General features: G+C 62.4%; 14 protein-coding genes. 5 read left to right on the top strand and 9 right to left on the bottom strand.

All coding sequences use genetic code 11. The features are described from left to right. Positions 1-35 precede the first annotated feature (35 nt). From G5315_RS01885 to G5315_RS01845, 9 genes are all read right to left on the bottom strand, one after another. A complete protein-coding gene (locus G5315_RS01885; protein WP_005336948.1) occupies positions 36-632 on the bottom strand; it encodes an acetate uptake transporter in 597 nt (198 codons plus the stop codon). A gap of 225 nt (positions 633-857) precedes the next feature. Continuing rightward, the gene (locus tag G5315_RS01880) at positions 858-3,860 is read right to left on the bottom strand and encodes a DUF748 domain-containing protein (RefSeq protein WP_421332240.1); all 3,003 of its coding nucleotides are present in this window, start codon (positions 3,858-3,860) and stop codon (positions 858-860) included. 52 nt (positions 3,861-3,912) lie between these two features. Further along, positions 3,913-4,674 carry a substrate-binding periplasmic protein gene (locus G5315_RS01875; protein WP_421332239.1) on the bottom strand — a complete coding sequence of 254 codons (762 nt, stop codon included), beginning with the start codon at positions 4,672-4,674 and terminating at the stop codon, positions 3,913-3,915. A 36-nt stretch (positions 4,675-4,710) separates the two neighbouring features. Next, entirely contained in the window at positions 4,711-5,121 is a 411-nt protein-coding gene (locus G5315_RS01870) for a MerR family transcriptional regulator (protein ID WP_421172162.1), read from the bottom strand. A gap of 2 nt (positions 5,122-5,123) precedes the next feature. Beyond that, entirely contained in the window at positions 5,124-6,092 is a 969-nt protein-coding gene (locus tag G5315_RS01865; RefSeq protein WP_421332237.1) for a hydroxymethylglutaryl-CoA lyase, read from the bottom strand. After that, positions 6,089-8,053: an acetyl/propionyl/methylcrotonyl-CoA carboxylase subunit alpha gene (locus G5315_RS01860; protein WP_421332235.1), complete on the bottom strand. Its 1,965-nt coding sequence runs from the start codon at positions 8,051-8,053 to the stop codon at positions 6,089-6,091. The genes G5315_RS01865 and G5315_RS01860 overlap by 4 nt, the downstream gene beginning before the upstream one ends. Then, positions 8,050-8,886 (bottom strand): enoyl-CoA hydratase-related protein, encoded by an 837-nt coding sequence (locus G5315_RS01855; RefSeq protein ID WP_421332233.1) that lies wholly within the window; start codon positions 8,884-8,886, stop codon positions 8,050-8,052. The genes G5315_RS01860 and G5315_RS01855 overlap by 4 nt, the downstream gene beginning before the upstream one ends. Before the next feature lie 11 nt (positions 8,887-8,897). Continuing rightward, positions 8,898-10,499, bottom strand: a complete 1,602-nt coding sequence (locus G5315_RS01850; protein WP_421332232.1) for a carboxyl transferase domain-containing protein — start codon at positions 10,497-10,499, stop codon at positions 8,898-8,900. Further along, entirely contained in the window at positions 10,496-11,638 is a 1,143-nt protein-coding gene (locus G5315_RS01845) for an isovaleryl-CoA dehydrogenase (RefSeq protein ID WP_421332231.1), read from the bottom strand. Before G5315_RS01845 ends, G5315_RS01850 begins: the two co-directional genes overlap by 4 nt. A 305-nt stretch (positions 11,639-11,943) precedes the next feature. Between G5315_RS01845 and G5315_RS01840 the strand changes: the two genes are divergently transcribed. The 5 genes from G5315_RS01840 (at position 11,944) to G5315_RS01820 (ending at position 16,941) form a co-directional block, all read left to right on the top strand. Further along, positions 11,944-13,101 carry an acyl-CoA dehydrogenase family protein gene (locus G5315_RS01840; protein WP_421309724.1) on the top strand — a complete coding sequence of 386 codons (1,158 nt, stop codon included), beginning with the start codon at positions 11,944-11,946 and terminating at the stop codon, positions 13,099-13,101. Between the two features lie 140 nt (positions 13,102-13,241). Then, entirely contained in the window at positions 13,242-14,024 is a 783-nt protein-coding gene (locus G5315_RS01835) for an enoyl-CoA hydratase (protein WP_421230763.1), read from the top strand. An 18-nt stretch (positions 14,025-14,042) separates the two neighbouring features. Continuing rightward, on the top strand, positions 14,043-15,155 hold the full coding sequence (locus G5315_RS01830) for an enoyl-CoA hydratase/isomerase family protein (RefSeq protein ID WP_421332230.1): 1,113 nt from the start codon (positions 14,043-14,045) through the stop codon (positions 15,153-15,155). A 51-nt stretch (positions 15,156-15,206) separates the two neighbouring features. Next, positions 15,207-16,109, top strand: a complete 903-nt coding sequence (gene mmsB / locus G5315_RS01825; RefSeq protein ID WP_421332228.1) for a 3-hydroxyisobutyrate dehydrogenase — start codon at positions 15,207-15,209, stop codon at positions 16,107-16,109. Between the two features lie 52 nt (positions 16,110-16,161). Then, positions 16,162-16,941: an SDR family oxidoreductase gene (locus G5315_RS01820; protein WP_224969948.1), complete on the top strand. Its 780-nt coding sequence runs from the start codon at positions 16,162-16,164 to the stop codon at positions 16,939-16,941. Positions 16,942-16,944: the final 3 nt, after the last annotated feature.

Genomic DNA, 16,944 nt, shown 5'->3' with positions numbered 1-16,944 from the left:
AGGGTGCCTTTTTTACAATCTGAGTGGCTTGCCTATCAGGCAGCGGCTTTCAGCTGTACGGCGGCGGCTTTCTTGTGATCGCCGATCGGCATCACGGTGCGGCCGAACTGCTCGTTGATCACGGTGGCCATGGCCAGGTAGATGGCGCTGGCGCCACAGATGATGCCTTCGAAACCGGCGATGGTGCCGATCAGGGTGCTGCCGGTGAAGTCACGGGCGGCCAGCAGGAAGAACAGCACGGTCAGGGAGGCGAACACGAACTGCTTGGCGCGCGGGTAGTTGATGGTGCCAACCAGCATGAACAGGGTGAACATGCCCCACATCAGCAGATACCAACCCATGTAGGCGTGCGGAGTGGCTTCGGCCAGACCCATGGTCGGCATGATCAGCAGGAACACCAGGCTCAGCCAGAACAGGCCGTAGGAGGTGAACGCGGTCACACCGAAGGTGTTGCCACGCTTGTACTCCATGATGCCAGCAATGATCTGGGCGATGCCGCCGTAGCACAGGCCCATGGCCAGGATCATGGCGCTGATGGGGAAGAAACCTGCGTTATGGATGTTCAGCAGGATGGTGGTCATACCGAAACCCATCAGACCCAGAGGGGCAGGGTTGGCCAATTTTTCGCTCACGTGGCGTTCTCCAAAAATAGAGGTGGGGGTTAACAAAAGACGCGCGATTTTAGGCAGGCTGTGGCGCGCCCGCAAGGGGGCAATGGGGATAAATCGTAAAAAAACTACGTGATTATTTGCATCAGAGGCCAAATGCTCACCAAGGCAGGCTGTTTGGTGAGCAAAAGGTGTCAAAATAGTTGAGGGGTTGTATTTTTATTACGCTTTTTACGAAGTGCGGCGGCGTCACTGATCCAGTGTCAGGATCACTTTGGCTTCCTTGTCCTCTTCCTTGACCTGGCTGTCGAGCACGAACAGCCGCTCCGGGGCGATCCCCTGGCTGTCGACCAGAAACTCCTTGGTATTTTGCGCCCGGCGCATGGCGAGATTGCGCAGGGATTTGGCGGTGATGAGCTGCTGATCACGCAGCAGGATCACCGCCTGGGCTCGCAGTGCCGTGCTCTCTTCATCCAGATGGAGGCGGTCCGCCAGATCTTCCAGATCTTCGCCAAAGCGCTCTTCATAGGCCTGGGCCAGCGCCTCTTGCAGGGCGGGGTCCTGTTCCAGCAGGTCGAGATCCGCCTGATTGCCGGTGAGCTTGGCCAGTACCCGTTCCAGCTTTTGCCGTTGCAGGATGGGGCGCTCCTCGTTGAAGTTGACCTTGCCGCGAATGTTCATGCTGAGCTTGGGTCTATCCTTGAGGGCCTGCGCCAGCTTGACCAGTTTCTCCTGCTGGGTGGGGGTGAGATCGGGATCCCCCGGCAGGAAGGGAAGTTCGTCGAGATCTTCGGTGCCATCGGCCAGCGAGGCGAGCAGGGAGAAGGGGGAGGTGATCGCCTTGCTCAGGGTGTTGCCCAGCACATCCCAGAAGATATTGCCGATGCTGAAGTCCGGTTGATCGAGATCCCCCTTCACCTTGAGGTTCATCTGTATCACCCCGTTGGCATCGCTTAGCAGGGCGATGGCCAGCCCCAGCGGCAGATCCTTGGCCTGATCGCTCTTGATCTTCTCGCCCAGTTGCAGCTTCTTGATGGTGATGTCGTTATCCCCCTCCAGCCGATTGCCCTCCAGCTTGTAGTGCAGTTTCATGGAGAGCTGCCCCTTGTCGATGGCATAACCGGCATAGGTGCCCGAATAGGGGGTAAAGGTGGTGAGTTCCAGATTGTGGAAGGCCACCGCGATGTCGAGGATCGGGTTGGCCACCAGCAAGTTGGTACCGCCGCGAATGGTCACCGGCGCATAGCGATCCACCTTGCCGTTGAAGGCGAGATCGGAGCGTTGCCCCGGAATATTGCTGATATGACGGCTCTGGCCGCCCAGCGAGGCGATATCGGCCACAAAATCCTGACTCAGGCTGCGGTCGGCAAAGCGCAGGTTGCCCTGCTCGGTACGGAGCTGGTCAATGGTGAAACGAAAGTCGGAAGCCTTGCTGCCTGCCGTCGCGTGAGTACTTTTGGTTGCCGCCGGTTGCGGCAACAGCAGCTGTTGCAGGTTGGTGGTGCCATCCTCGTTGATCTCGATGCGGGCGAAGGGCTTGTTCAGGGTAATCTCCTTGATCCGCATCTGCTGGCTGATGCCGTCGTACGTCAGACCGGTGAGAGCCAGGGTGTTGAACTCCAGCAGCCGCTGATTGTCTGCCCGATCGACCACCTTGAGCCCGTTGACGTCGAGCCCCCCTTGCAGGGTCAGCTTGCTGAGACCTCCTTGGGCGGTGGTGGCGAGATCGAGGCGGGTCTTGCTGCTCAGCAGCCCGTTTTGCACCTTGATGCGTACCAGATCGGCCAGATAGGGTTGTGCCAGCGTGAGGGGTAGCCCCTGCTGGTTGATGTCGCCGCTAAGGGTGAAGGGGCTCAGGGTCAGTTGGCCATCAAAGGCGAGGGGGCTGCTCTGGTTGAACTGGGTGGCCAGAGTCAGTTTGCTCGGTTGCTCCCCCTTGCTGCCCAGTGGCCCCAGCGCCAACTTGAGGCCGGAGAGCTGGCGTGCCTGCGGTTTGCCGCTGCTCGATTCGGTGAGGGTGAGATCGCCCTTGTCGATAAGGATCTGCTTGATTTGCCACTGCCAGGGTTTGTCTGCCCCTTGTTTCTTGCCGTTATCGGCTGCTTTTGTTTGTTGTGCCGACTTGGGCGCCGCATTGTTGGCCACCTCGTTTGCGGCGTTGGCCCCTTTGACCTGTTTGGCGGGGGCCTGTTCAATCAGCAAGTCAGCCAGATCCAGTTCCTGCTGTGGGTTGAGGGTGGCCTTGATCAGAGGGTGTTGCAGGGTCACCTTGCCGATCTGGATCGACTGTTTCTGGCCATCGACAGCCAGATCGCTAAGCGCCAGCTGTCCGAAGCGGGCAAACTCGTCGCCCTGGTGTTTTTTAAGCTGCCAGTTGTCCAGCGTCAGCTTGCCTTTGGACAATTGCCACAGCACCCCTTGCTTGCCCTCTTTAAGCTGGTACTCCACCTCTGCATTGGCGTGGCCCTTGGCCAGATCCAGCTTGAGATAGGGTGCCCAGAGCGGGGCGAAGGGTTTCAGCTCGACCTGTTTGAGGCTCACCTTGCCCTGACCCATGCCGCTCATCACAGCGAGTTTGCCGTGAGCGGAGAGACTGCTTTTGCCGTTGATGGCGGCGTTCAGCTGATAGGCGGTCGGGTGATTTGCCTCGGTGCGCAGGTTATCGAGCTTGAGGGCCACTTTTTCCAGATTGAGGGGTGGCAACCAGCCGGGTTCGCTTTCCTTGCGCTGATCTTGATAGCGCACATGGCCGTCAGTGACTGCGATGCTGGCAATGTCGACCAGTAGCGGGGCGCTGGCTGTTTCGGGCTTGGGGGAGGGGGCAGGGGAGAGCAGGGTGGCCAGTGCATCGGTCAGATTGAGTCGAACATCCCCCTTTTTGTCTGCCAGCCGTTGCAGCTGTACCACGGGTTTGGTCAGGGTGACGGCGGAAAGCACGACCCCTTTCTGCTGCCAGCTGGCTTGCAGGTTTGGGGTGATAAAGAGCTGTTCAAAACCGATGATGGGCTGCTGCTTGGCATCGAGCAGGGCAGTCGCGCCGAGGGAGATAGAAGGGTTGCGCAGACCTACGTCAATCTCCCCCAGCGTCAGCTGCAGGCCGTAGTGTTCGGCCAGCCAGCCGGGCAGATAGCGCTGGATCAGACGGGGGGTTTGCCACAGCAGCAGGGTGATCAGGATAAGAAGCAGCAGGAAAGCGTAGGCAAGGTAGCGAAGCAAGCGGAGCTTGGGGAACGCGGGCTCGGTAGTGTTCATTTGGTGCACTCCCATTTGGTTCCCGCCATGGTACAGAAAAGCTGGATAGTAATCATGGGGTTGCGTGCTGTTGTACGCCGTACTTTGTCCAAAGGCGATCCAGTTCCCCCTTTTGTTGCAGCGCAGCCAACCACTGTTCCAGCTGGGCAGGGGTAATGGAGGCCGCAGGGTGAAGAATGGCGCGGTGCTGATACTGTTGGTCCCATTTGTCAGAGACAAGAAGTCGCTCGGCAGTACCGGGATGGGCCAGCAGATACTGGTTAAGGTAGGAGACGTTGAGAATGGCTACCTCACCACGTCCTTTGAGCAGGGCTTGCAGGGCACTGGCGTTGTCCTTGACCAGGGTGATATTGAGCTTGCGCTGCAGGTAAACGGGATCGGCATTGAATTGACCGACGCCATAGTGGTAGCCGGTCACCCCTATAAGGTGGTGCCGGGAGGGGTCATCGAAAAAGCGTTGATCCCGTCCCGCTTTGTTCAGGGCCACATAGACCTCGCCACCACCGAGGAAGGGGGCTGTCATTTTGAATTTATCTGTGTCCCAGCCCCACTTGGTGTCTTCAAACAGCATCAGTGAGAAACGCCCCATATCGAGCGCCTTGTAGCGGTTGGCTGCCGAGGTGGGGACAAAAATGAAGGTCACCTCTTTCTGTACTGCGTTGAGTTGGTCGATAAGATCCAGCGTCAGTCCTTCATAGTGTGAGTCAGAGAGTTTGACCACAAAGGGGGCATAGGGATAGCCGCCAACCTTGATGAGGGGATGGCTCCAACCAGGCAGGCTGAGTAACAGCAATAACCAGCACCAATATTTCATGAGATCACCAAGGTAATGACATGATCCCAGATTCGGTTAATCTGTATCGCTTTTCAAGCAGTCAAGAGAATTAAGGCAGCGTTGTTCGGCTGAGCTCAATTCGCTCATTACCATCTGGATATCTACCAGCTGCTGGTGCAGGGCACGGCGCTTTTCCTCGATCAGCTGGATCATGGAGTGGAGCTGGGTTTTGCTCGATTTGTCAGTGTCATACATATCGAACAGCTCGCGGATCTCGGCCAGGCTAAACCCCAGCCGTTTGCCGCGCAGGGTCAACTTGAGCCGGATTTTGTCCCGATGGCTGTAGATGCGTGTTTGCCCCTCCCGCTGGGGGGTGAGCAGCCCTTCGTCCTCGTAGTAGCGGATGGTGCGCGGCGTAACATCAAACTCGTGGGCCAGCTCCGAGATGCTGTAGGTGATCTCCTTGCCGGGCTGGGAACGGGACATGGTTATGACTCCTGTTGCCGGGAGAGTGGCTGGCAGAGGCGGGCCCGCAGCCGCTCGGCATTGGCGTGCAGAGCCTGACCGACCCGCGAGCCGTTGGGGCGGCCGAGCTGCTCGCTCACCCACTGGCCGGTGGCAGCCAGCTGGTCGAGATCGACGCCGGTGCTCATGCCAAGGCCGTGCAGCAGGTAGACCACCTCCTCCGAGGCGACGTTGCCGGAGGCGCCGGGGGCATAGGGGCAGCCGCCAAGCCCGGCCACCGAGCTGTCGATGGTGCGGATGCCGCGCTCCAGCGCCGGCAGCAGGTTGGCCAACCCCTGGCCATAGGTGTCGTGAAAATGGACCGCGAGCCGGCCGGCCGGGATCTCGTGCAACACCGCATCCAGCATGGGTGCCACCGTGCCCGGGGTGCCGACGCCGATGGTGTCGCCGAGGGATATCTCGTGGCAGCCCAGATCCAGCAGTCGCTCGGCCATGGCGGCGACCCGCTTGGGCCGGGTCGGGCCATCGAACGGGCAGGCGATGACGGTGGAGAGGTAGCCGCGTACCTTGATGCCGAGGCTGCGCGCCTCCTGCACCAGCGGGGCGAAGCGCACCAGCGACTCCTCCACGCTGATGCCAATGTTGGCCCGGGTAAAACCGTCGGAGCAGGCGGTGAAGAGGCCTATCTCGTCGGCGCGGGCGGCAATGGCTGCCTGCAGACCCTGTAGATTGGGCACCAGGGCGCCATAGCGGGTCGGCCCTCTGCGCGGCAGGGCGTTGAACAGTGCGGCGGAATCCGCCATCTGCGGCACCTTTTTGGCAGAGACAAAGGCACCGACCTCGATGCGCTGCAGACCGCTGTCGGTAAGGCGCTGGATCAGCTCCAGCCGTTGCACCAGCGAGAGGGTCGCGGCTTCATTTTGCAGGCCGTCCCGCGGCCCCATCTCCACCAGGCTGACCTTGTCGTCCCGGTTCTCCTGTGCTCGGCTCATGAGCGCTCCTCCTGCGCGGTATGCTGCTCGGCAAAGCGCACCAGCAGGGCGCCCTGACTCACCTGTTCGCCCTGGCGGCACTGCAGCGCTTCGATCACCCCATCCCGGTCGGCCTTGAGGACGTGTTCCATCTTCATCGCTTCCAGCACCAGCAGGGGCTGCCCCTTGCTGACCGGCTGGCCGGCCTCGACCTGCAACGCCACGACGATGCCGTGCATGGGGGCCAGGATGCCGGGGGCGTCGCCCGCCTCGTGATCATGGTGCAGCTGATGATGTTGATCATCGGCCGAAAAGCGGATGCGCCTGCCCGCCAGGTGCAGCAGATAGTCGTCCTCGCCGAGGGCGTGTAGCGGGTAGCGCTGCCAGCTGCCGGCTTGCTGCAGGCGGATCTGATCCGCCCCGAGCTCGAACGGGATCTGCTCGCCCTGCCAGAGCAGGCTGCCTGCCCGCTCGGCGAGGGTCAGCACGCGGGCCTCCTCGCCGATGCGCACCGCTGCGCTAAAGCTGCGGGTGGGGCCCAGCCGAAAGCCTGCGGCCTGCTGCCAGGGGGAGGCGCCGTGCTCGCGACTGGCGAGCCAGAGGGCGGCGAGCGGCCAGGCGAGCGCCGGGACGGGCAGAGTGTCGGTGGGAATGGGCCACTGGGTGTGGTGGCCCATGGCCAATACTTCTGGCTCTTCGCACAGGCGCAGCAACAGCGGGCCGTTGTGCACCAGGGGGCCGAGTTCCAGCGCCGCCAGCGCGTCGGCCAGGCAGGCAAAGGCCTCGCTGCGGCTCGGTGCGTGGGCGATCAGCTTGGCGATCATGGGGTCGTAATAGGGGCTCACCGCATCGCCGGCGCCGACGCCGGTGTCGATGCGCACGCCGGCCGGCCAGTGGAGCCAATTGATGGGGCCGCTGGCGGGCAGAAAACCGGCGGCCACGTCCTCGGCGTAGAGGCGCGCCTCCACCGCGTGGCCGCGCAGCACCACCTCATCCTGGGTGAGTGGCAGCGGCTTACCTTCGGCCACCGCCAGCTGCCAGGCCACCAGATCCTGGCCGGTGACGGCCTCGGTGATCGGGTGCTCCACCTGCAGCCGGGTGTTCATCTCCATGAAGAAGAACTCCTCCCCGCACAGCAGAAACTCGATGGTGCCGGCTCCCCGATATGTGATGGCCCGGGCTGCGGCGACGGCGGCCTCGCCCATGGCACGGCGCAGCGCCGGTGCGATGTCGGGGGCAGGGGCCTCCTCGATCACCTTCTGGTGGCGGCGCTGCAACGAGCAGTCCCGGTCTCCCAGATAGATGGCGTTGCCAAGGGTATCGGCAAACACCTGCACCTCCACGTGGCGGGCGCGGGCGAGATAGCGCTCCAGCAGCACGTGGTCGTCACCGAAGGCGGCGCTTGCCTCCCGCTTGACCGCCGCCAGGGCGTCGTCAAAGTCGGCCAGCTGATCGACCCGGCGCATTCCCTTGCCACCGCCGCCGCTGGCCGCCTTGATAAGGAGCGGGAAGCCCACCTGGCTCGCCTGATCGCGCAAAAAGTCGGGGTGCTGATCCGCACCGTGATAACCGGGCAGCACCGGCACGCCGGCTGCCTGCATCAGCGCCTTGGCGCCCGACTTGTCGCCCATGGCGAGAATGGCGGCGCCGCTTGGGCCGATGAAGCGCACGCCCCGCTGCTCGCAGGCGGTGGCAAAATCGCTGTTTTCGGACAGGAAACCGTAGCCCGGGTGGATGGCGTCGGCGTTCGCCTGCTGGGCGATGCGCAGGACCTTGCCGGTGTCGAGGTAGCTCTCCCGGGCGGGGGCCGGCCCCAGATGCCAGGCCTCATCGGCCAGACGGGTGTGCATGGCAAGGGCGTCGGCATCGGAGTAGAGGGCGATGGTGTGAATGCCGAGGCGTTTCGCCGTCTTGATGATGCGCACGGCGATTTCGCCGCGATTGGCAATTAGCAGGCGTTTAATCTGAATGTGATGGGTCATGTCTCATCCTTGAAACGGGGACGCCAGGCGGGAGGACGTTTGTCGAAGAAGGCTTGCATCCCCTCCTGGGCTTCGAGCCCCACCCGAACCCGGGCGATGGTCTCGACGGTTTTTTCTTCGTGCAGGCGGGAAGGATGGGCTTCTATCGCCGCCAGCAGCCGTTTGGTCTCTTTCATTGCCTCCGGCCCGTTGCGGCACAGACGAAGGGCCTGCGCCCGCCCCTCCGCCAGCAGTTGATCCGGTTTGCAGAGTTGGTGTGCCACATTGAGCCGACAGGCGGTAATGGCATCGAACGGCTCGGCAGTGAGCATGTAGCGGCGCGCCTGACGCATCCCCATAGTGCGCACCACGTAGGGGCTGATCACCGCAGGCGCCAGACCCAGGCTCACCTCTGAGAGGCAGAAGCGGGCATCATCGCTGGCCAGCACCAGATCGCAGGCGCAGATAAGGCCGAGCGCCCCGCCATAGGCGGCCCCCTGCACCAGAGCTACCGTGGGGAAGGGGAGCTCGTCGAGGGTCTGCATCAGCCGGGCCAGTACCCGGGCGTCTTCGCGATTGTGTTCGAAATCGGCGTGGGCCAGATTACGCATCCAATTGAGGTCGGCGCCTGCGCAAAAGTGTTTTCCCTCGGCACGTAGCAGCAGGGCGTGAGGACGTTCGGCGAGATCATGACCATGGAGATGGGCCAGGTCATCGAGGCAGTCGAGCAGCCCCAGCATCAGGTCGGCATCAAAGGCGTTGTGACGGGCCGGGCGCGACAGCACCAGCTCGGCCAGCGGGCCATGCCGCTCCAGCCGAAATGGGGTCTGGGAGGAAGTAAGTGGATCTGACATAGGTTTGCTCCTTACATCCGGAAGATGCCGTACCGCTCGGGTTCAATGCGGGCACCCTGACAGGCGGCGAGCGCCAGCGCCAGCACGGTGCGGCTCTGGGCCGGGTCAATGACGCCATCATCCCAGAGGCGGGCGCTGGCGTAGTAGGGGTGACCCTGGCGCTCATACTGCTCGATCACCGGGGCACGGATGGCGGCCGCCTCCTGCTCGCTCAACTCTTTGCCCTCGGCAGTCAGCTTGTCCCGACGCACCTGCACCAGCACTCCGGCCGCCTGCTCGCCCCCCATGACGGAGATGCGGCTGTTGGGCCAGCTAAAGAGAAAATCGGGTTCATAGGCGCGGCCACACATGCCGTAGTTGCCGGCACCAAAGCTGCCGCCGACGAGCAGGGTGATCTTGGGCACCCGGCTGCAGGCCACCGCGGTGACCAGCTTGGCGCCGTGCTTGGCGATCCCCTCCTTTTCTGCGCTGCTCCCCACCATAAAGCCGGTGATGTTCTGCAAAAAGAGTAGCGGGATGGCGCGGCGATTACAGAGCTGGATAAAGTGGGCCCCCTTCTGGGCGCTGTCGCTGTGCAGCACGCCGTTGTTGGCTAGGATCCCCACTTCCATGCCGCAAATACGGGCAAAGCCGGTCACCAGAGTGGTGCCGAACAGCGCCTTGAATTCGTCAAAGTCAGAGCTATCCACCAGTCGTGTAATTAGTTCGCGGGCGTCGTAAGGGCGTTTGAGACTGGTGCCCACCAGACCATAGAGCTCCTCGATCGGGTAGCAGGGGGGCTCGTAGCCGGGGCTGCTCTCTATCGGCTCGTTACCCAGATGAGTAACCAGCGTGCGGGCGATGGCCAGCGCATGAGCATCGTCACGGGCCATATGATCAGCAACGCCGGAGTGGGCGCAGTGTACTTCGGCGCCACCCAGGGCTTCGGCGCTGATCTCCTCACCGGTGGCGGCCTTGACCAGCGGCGGACCCGCCAGAAAGATGGTGGCTTGCTCCCTGACCATGATGGATTCATCAGCCATGGCGGGCACATAGGCGCCGCCAGCGGTGCAGAGCCCCATCACCACTGCCAGCTGGGGAATGTTCTGGGCCGACATGCGGGCCTGGTTGTAGAAGATGCGGCCAAAGTGATCCCGGTCGGGGAACACCTCGTCCTGCATCGGCAAGAAGGCGCCGCCGGAATCTACCAGATAGAGGCAGGGGAGGCGCAGCCGCTCGGCGATGGCTTGGGCACGCAGGTGTTTTTTCACCGTGAGCGGGTAGTAGGTGCCGCCCTTCACGGTGGCATCGTTCACCACCAGCATGCAGAGTCTGCCCGAGACCCGGCCGATGCCGGTGATGATGCCGGCGGCGGGCACTGGTTCGTCATAGACCTGCCAGCCAGCCAGCGCCGAGAGCTCGAGAAAGGGGGAACCCGGGTCCAGCAGCTGGTTGATGCGCTCGCGGGGCAGCAGCTTGCCACGGGCCTGATGGCGGGCGTTGTTGGCAGCACCGCCGCCCAAGGCTATCTCCTCCAGACGGGCATTGAGATCGTCGACCAGGTCCTGCATGGCGGCCCGATTGGCCTCATAGTCGGGGCTGGCGGTGTCGAGGCGGGAGTGGATCCTGCTCATGCGTTATCTCCCATCAGCTCGCGGCCGATGAGCCAGCGGCGGATCTCCGAGGTGCCGGCGCCGATCTCGTAGAGCTTGGCGTCCCGCAGCAGGCGGCCGGTGGGGTATTCGTTGGTATAGCCGTTGCCGCCGAGCAGCTGGATGGCATCGAGCGCCATCTGGGTGGCATTTTCGGCGGCAAACAGGATGGCGGCGGCGCAATCCTTGCGGCTGGTGCGGCCCTGATCGCAGGCGCTCGCCACCGAATAGACCAGCGCCCGGCTGCTGGCGAGGCGGGTATACATGTCGGCGAGCTTGCCCTGCACCAGCTGGAACTCGCCGATGGGCTGGCCAAACTGCTTGCGCTCGCGCACATAGGGCAGCACCACGTCCATGCAGGCCTGCATGATGCCAAGGGGACCCGCCGCCAGCACCACCCGCTCGTAATCGAGCCCGCTCATCAGCACCTTGACCCCGCCATGCAAGGGGCCCAGCAGGTTCGCTTGCGGCACCCGGCAGTTGTCGAACACCAGCTCGCAGGTGCTGGATCCGCGCATGCCGAGCTTGTCGAGCTTCTGGGCGGTGGAGAAACCGGGGGTCCCCGCCTCGACGATAAAGGCAGAAATCCCTTTGGGACCGGCGGCGGGATCGGTCTTGGCATAGATGACGAAAGTGTCGGCATCCGGGCCGTTGGTGATCCACATCTTGTTGCCATTGAGCACGAAGTGATCCCCCTCGCGCACCGCGGTGAGACGCATGCTGACCACGTCGGAGCCGGCGCCCGGTTCGCTCATGGCCAGCGCCCCCACATGCTCGCCGCTCACCAGCGGGGGCAGGTAGCGCGCTTTCTGCTCCGCCGTGCCGTGGCGGTGGATCTGGTTGATGCAGAGGTTGGAGTGGGCGCCGTAGGAGAGGCCGACCGAGGCGCTGGCGCGGCTCACCTGCTCCATCACCAGCACGTGGGCCAGATAGCCGAGGTTCACCCCGTCATACTCCTCCGCCACCGTGATGCCGTGCAGACCCAGCTCACCCATGCGGGGCCAGAGATCGCGGGGGAAGACGTTGCTTTGATCTATCTCGCTGGCGCGCGGCGCGATCACTTTCTGGCAGAAGGCCTCGACCTGCTCGGTCAGGGCGCACAGGGTCTCATCCATCTGCATCCATGCTCTCCTTACGGATATGACAGTCGGTTTGGAAGGTTGGTTCGACCGGCTGACTCGGCGTTACGGCTGGCAGTGGTCGGTCCATTTTGTACTTCACTTCTGCCACAAGTTTACGTTAGCGTAAACGTAAATCAATTGTTAATCTGTTGTGTGTCGATAAAGCGGTGGTAGTGAAAGAGTCATCAGCTACCACGACAACAGCGCCATAGTGGCAGATCCGACTGACGCAGCGTGTGGGCGCCGCGTCATAAAGCGCTAACTCAGGAAAATAAGCGCGGGGCAACAAGGGAGCGAACGACAAGATGGATTTTACCCTGACCGATGATCAACAGGCGTATGTGGAGGCGGCCGCCGCCTTTGCCGATGAGGCGCTCAAACCCCATGCCGCGCGCTGGGACAAGGAGCATGAGTTTCCGATCCCGACCATCAAGCAGGCGGCAGAGCTAGGTTTTTGTGGCCTCTATACCCCGGAGCCGTTTGGCGGATTGGGGCTGCCGCGCCTCGATGCGAGCCTCATCTTCGAACGCCTCGCCATGGGCTGTACCTCGACCACGGCGTATCTGACCATTCACAACATGGTGAGCTGGATGCTGGGTAGCTGGTTGCCCACCGTGGTTGCCAAAGAGTGGGTTCCGAAACTGGCTAGCGGCGAATTGCTGGGCTCCTATTGCCTCACCGAGCCGGGGGCGGGTTCCGATGCTGCGGCACTCAAGACCCGGGCGGTGCGCGAGGGTGATAGCTACCTCATCGAGGGAACCAAGGTCTTTATCTCGGGAGCGGGCAGCACTGACGTGCTGGTGGTGATGGCCCGTACCGGTGGTGAAGGTGCGAAGGGGATCTCTGCCTTTATGGTGCCGGCAGATAGCGCGGGCATCGTCTATGGCAAGCCCGAAGAGAAGATGGGCTGGAACAGCCAGCCGACCCGGGAAGTGGCGTTCAACGGAGTGCGAATTCCCGCCCGCTACCGGCTGGGTGAGGAGGGGGAAGGGTTCAAGTTCGCCATGCAGGCCCTCGATGGTGGTCGCATCAATATTGCCACCTGTTCGGTGGGCACCGCCCAGCAGGCGCTGGACGATGCGCTGGCCTATGTGCAGCAGCGCCAGCAATTTGGTCACCCGATCAGTGAATTCCAGAGCGTGCAGTTTCGCCTGGCCGATATGGCGACCGAGCTGGCTGCCGCCCGCTTGCTGGTACGTCAGGCCGCCGACAAGCTGGATCGCGGGGCACCCGACAAGAGTGCCTGGTGTGCCATGGCCAAACGGTTTGCCACCGATGTGGGTTATCGAATCTGTGATGAGGCTCTGCAACTCTTTGGCGGCTATGGTTATATCCGCGAGTATCCGCTCGAGCGCTATCTGCGCGATACCCGGGTACACCGCATTCTGGAGGGCACCAACGAGGTGATGCGACTCATCATCGCGCGCCGCCTGCTGGCCGATCCCGGCTTGTCGCTGGGCTAACCGGTGGTCGCATCAAGGGTGTGTTGCCTGCCACCCGATTTGCACCATGCCATGCCGGTTTCGGCTTCGTGAGCCAGCCACAGGTTGGTGTCATTCAAGCCTGTCATCATGGCGGCAGCTTCATCGACAAGGACAATGTTATGACAAGGTTCAGACTCGAATATCATGGCCACGTGGCCTATATCACCCTCGACCATCCCCCTGCCAACACCTGGACTCTCGCCAGCCTGCAGGCCTTTTTGCAGATGATGGTGGAGCTCGACAGTCGTCCCGATGTGGTGGCGCTGGTGATCCGCGGGGCTGGCGACAAATTTTTCTGCGCCGGTGCCGACCTCAATATGTTTGTCGAAGGGAATGTCGAGCTGGCCCGCGAAGTAGCCGAGGCCTTTGGCAAGGCCTTCGAGGCGCTGGCCCGCTTTCACGGCGTCAGTATCGCCGCCATCAATGGTTATGCCATGGGCGGTGGCCTGGAAGTGGCGCTGGCTTGTGATATCCGCATCGCCGAGCAGCAGGCGTTGCTGGGACTGCCGGAAGCTTCGGTGGGCTTGCTTCCCTGTGCTGGTGGCACCCAGCGTTTGACCGAGCTGGTGGGGCCGGGCTGGGCCAAGCGGATGATCCTCTGCGGTGAGAAGGTGAGTGCCTCGCTGGCCTACGAGATGGGGCTGGTGGAGGAGGTGGTGAAAACCGGTCAGGCGTGGGAGGCCGCGCACCAGATGGCCCATCTGGTGGAGCGCCAGAGCCCGAGCGCCCTGCGCGCGTGCAAAACCCTGATCAATCAGGGCCGCAGTGGCCCGCGGGATGCAGCCTTGCCCCTTGAGCGGTCGCTGTTTCTCGATCTCTTTAGCGATGCCAACCAGCGTGAAGGGGTGGCCGCCTTCCTGGAGAAACGCTTACCGCGCTGGCAATATGGCCCAACAGAGTAAATCCATACGGAGCCGTTTATGAGTGAGCCGGTCAAGGTTAGCTGTTATCCCACCGAAGATGGTCATCAGATCGGGGTGTTGACCCTCGACAGCCCTGCGTCTCTCAACGCATTGAGCCTGCCGATGATCCAGATCCTGCAACAGACGCTGACCCGTTGGGAGCAGGATCCCGCCATCGTCTGTGTGCTGCTGCAGGGGGCGGGTGAGAAGGCATTTTGTGCCGGTGGCGATATCCGCTCCTTCTATTACCGCAAGCAGGAGGCAAGCGGATCGGAACTGTTCGAATATGCCCGCGACTTTTTCGAGCAGGAGTACCGGCTCGACCACCACATCCACTCTTACCGCAAGCCCCTTATCTGCGTGGCTGACGGTATCTGCATGGGGGGCGGTATTGGCCTGTTTGCCGGTGCCGATTTTCGGGTTGTCACCGAAAAGAGCCTGTTCGCCATGCCGGAGGTAACCATAGGCCTCTACCCCGACGTGGGAGCGAGCTGGTTTTTAAGCCGGATGCCGGGGCGGCTGGGGCTCTGGCTCGGTCTGACTGGCGCCCGCTTCAACGGGAGTGATGCCATCGGTCTTGGGCTGGCGGATCACGCCATCGCCAGTGGCGAGCGCAGTGCGCTGTTGTCACGCCTCGCCGTGCTCGAGTGGACTGGCAGTGGTGATCCCCGTGAGCAGATCGATTTGCTGCTCAGGGAATTGCACAGCGAGGTGGCGGCTCGCTTGCCTGCGCCTGTGCTGCTACCCCATCAACAGAGAATCGATACCCTGCTGGCGGGGCGCACGTTGCAAGGGGTATTGGCGCGGTTGTTCGAGGCTCAGTTCGATGAACAGGAGGCGGTACTCAGGCAGGCGCAGCAGATCTGCCGCACCGGCAGCCCCATCAGCCGTGCCATTTTGTGGCGCCAATATTGGCAGGCTCGCCGCAACTCACTGGCAGAGGTATTTGCCGAGGAGCTGACCCTCTCGGTCAACTGTGTGCTGAAGGGGGATTTTGTGGAAGGGGTACGGGCACTGCTGATCGACAAGGATAAAGATCCCCGCTGGCAACAGTTGCCACCGGAGGGGGAGTGGCTGGATGAGTTCTATCGCTGGCCGCAGGGGAGCAATCCGTTGGCCTGCAAGGAATAACATCATGGCAACCGGCGGACGCCGCCATCAGCAACGCAAGGAGCAAGCGGGATGACAAGGATAGGGTTTATCGGGCTCGGCAACATGGGGGGGCCCATGGCGGCCAATCTGGCCAGGGCCGGGCACACGGTGCAGGTGTTTGATCTGGTTGCCCAAAACATTGAGCGCGCCATCGCCGCTGGCTGTATCGCAGCGGGGGATGCCCGAGAGGCGGTGACCGGCTGCGAGGTGGTGATCAGCATGCTACCCGCGGGGGAACATGTGCGCGATCTTTGGTTGTCTGAGGGGCAGGATCTGCTGGCTGCCCTGCCGGTTGGTGCACTGGTGATCGACTGCTCCACTATCGATGTCGACTCTGCCCGTCAAGTCGGGGAGGCGGCCCGCGCCCGCGGTTTGCGCTTTATCGATGCCCCCGTATCGGGCGGTGTCGCCGGTGCGGTCGCCGGGACGCTCACCTTTATCGTTGGCGGTGACGTGGCGGATTTCGAGGCGGCGAAACCCCTGCTCGCCAGCATGGGGCAGAACCTGTTTCACGCCGGGACGCTGGGCGCCGGGCAGATCGCCAAGATGTGCAACAACATGCTGCTTGCGATCCATATGGCGGGCACTGCCGAGGCGCTGGCCCTCGGGGTGAAGGAGGGGCTGGATCCCGCCGTGCTCTCCACCATCATGGGCAAGAGCTCCGGCAACAACTGGAGTCTGGAGCGCTACAACCCCTGGCCCGGGGTGATGGAGAATGTCCCTGCCGCCCGCAACTATCAGGGGGGATTTATGACTCGGCTGATGGTGAAAGATTTGGGGCTGGCCATGGCGCTGGCCGAGCATGGCCACAGCGCTGTGCCCATGGGGGCGCTGGCCCGCAACCTGTTCAACCTGCATGCCGCTCAGGGGCAGGGGAGCCGCGATTTCTCCAGCATCGTCGAACTCTATCTGGATAAACAGGATCCCGCCTGACGGGCCACCTCTCTTCAAGGCATCTCTCTTCGACCAGCTACAAGGAGCATTGATGGATATCAAAGATAAGGTCATCGTTATTACCGGCGCTGGACGTGGCTTGGGACGGGCCATTGCGCTGGCTCTGGGCGCACAGGGGTCGACGCTGGCGCTGCTCGACATCAATCGCGCCGATCTGGAGGCGACCGCCGCCATGGTTCACTGCCAGAATGGTCAGTGCGATCAAGATAGCCAGTGCGAGCTGTTTGTCTGCAATGTGGCGAGCGAAGCCGAGGTTGAGTCGGTTTTTGCTGGCATCAAGGAGCGTTTTGGCGTGCTGCACGGTCTTATCAACTGCGCCGGCATTTTGCGCGATGGCATGCTGATCAAGGTGAAAGAGGGTGAGCTGGTGGAGAAGATGACGCTGGCCCAGTGGCAGAGCGTGATTGACGTCAACCTCACAGGTACCTTCCTCTGCGGTCGCGAGGGGGCGGCGCTGATGGCGCAAGGGGGGCAGGGGGGCGTCATCATCAACATCTCCTCTATCGCCCGCGCCGGCAATATTGGCCAGAGCAACTATGCCGCCAGCAAGGCGGGGGTTGCCTCGCTGGTGGTGACCTGGGCGCGGGAGTTGGCGCGCCATGGCATTCGGGTGATGGGGATTGCCCCCGGGGTGTTTGCCACCGACATGACGGCGGCGATGAAGCCGGAGGCGATGGCGCGGATGCAGCAGGCCATTCCGGTCGGCACCCTTGGCGAGGCGCAACAGCTGGCCGAGACGGTGAGCTTTATTTTTGCCAACGACTATCTGTCGGGGCGGATGATAGAACTGGATGGCGGTTTGCGTTTATAGGGA

It is taken from the genome of Aeromonas sp. 603607, from assembly GCF_049171595.1.
GTDB classification, from domain to species: domain Bacteria; phylum Pseudomonadota; class Gammaproteobacteria; order Enterobacterales; family Aeromonadaceae; genus Aeromonas; species Aeromonas veronii.
This window is presented reverse-complemented; position numbering and strand designations above follow the sequence as displayed.

What these genes read in the sequence shown, in the direction of transcription:
- G5315_RS01845 (WP_421332231.1), bottom strand. Translation starts at nt 11,638, where the DNA reads ATGCAGATGGATGAGACCCTGTGCGCCCTGACCGAGCAGGTCGAGGCC.
- G5315_RS01850 (WP_421332232.1), bottom strand. Translation starts at nt 10,499, where the DNA reads ATGAGCAGGATCCACTCCCGCCTCGACACCGCCAGCCCCGACTATGAG.
- G5315_RS01860 (WP_421332235.1), bottom strand. Translation starts at nt 8,053, where the DNA reads ATGACCCATCACATTCAGATTAAACGCCTGCTAATTGCCAATCGCGGC.
- G5315_RS01840 (WP_421309724.1), top strand. Translation starts at nt 11,944, where the DNA reads ATGGATTTTACCCTGACCGATGATCAACAGGCGTATGTGGAGGCGGCC.
- G5315_RS01865 (WP_421332237.1), bottom strand. Translation starts at nt 6,092, where the DNA reads ATGAGCCGAGCACAGGAGAACCGGGACGACAAGGTCAGCCTGGTGGAG.
- G5315_RS01835 (WP_421230763.1), top strand. Translation starts at nt 13,242, where the DNA reads ATGACAAGGTTCAGACTCGAATATCATGGCCACGTGGCCTATATCACC.
- G5315_RS01830 (WP_421332230.1), top strand. Translation starts at nt 14,043, where the DNA reads ATGAGTGAGCCGGTCAAGGTTAGCTGTTATCCCACCGAAGATGGTCAT.
- mmsB (WP_421332228.1), top strand. Translation starts at nt 15,207, where the DNA reads ATGACAAGGATAGGGTTTATCGGGCTCGGCAACATGGGGGGGCCCATG.
- G5315_RS01855 (WP_421332233.1), bottom strand. Translation starts at nt 8,886, where the DNA reads ATGTCAGATCCACTTACTTCCTCCCAGACCCCATTTCGGCTGGAGCGG.
- G5315_RS01875 (WP_421332239.1), bottom strand. Translation starts at nt 4,674, where the DNA reads ATGAAATATTGGTGCTGGTTATTGCTGTTACTCAGCCTGCCTGGTTGG.
- G5315_RS01870 (WP_421172162.1), bottom strand. Translation starts at nt 5,121, where the DNA reads ATGTCCCGTTCCCAGCCCGGCAAGGAGATCACCTACAGCATCTCGGAG.
- G5315_RS01820 (WP_224969948.1), top strand. Translation starts at nt 16,162, where the DNA reads ATGGATATCAAAGATAAGGTCATCGTTATTACCGGCGCTGGACGTGGC.
- G5315_RS01880 (WP_421332240.1), bottom strand. Translation starts at nt 3,860, where the DNA reads ATGAACACTACCGAGCCCGCGTTCCCCAAGCTCCGCTTGCTTCGCTAC.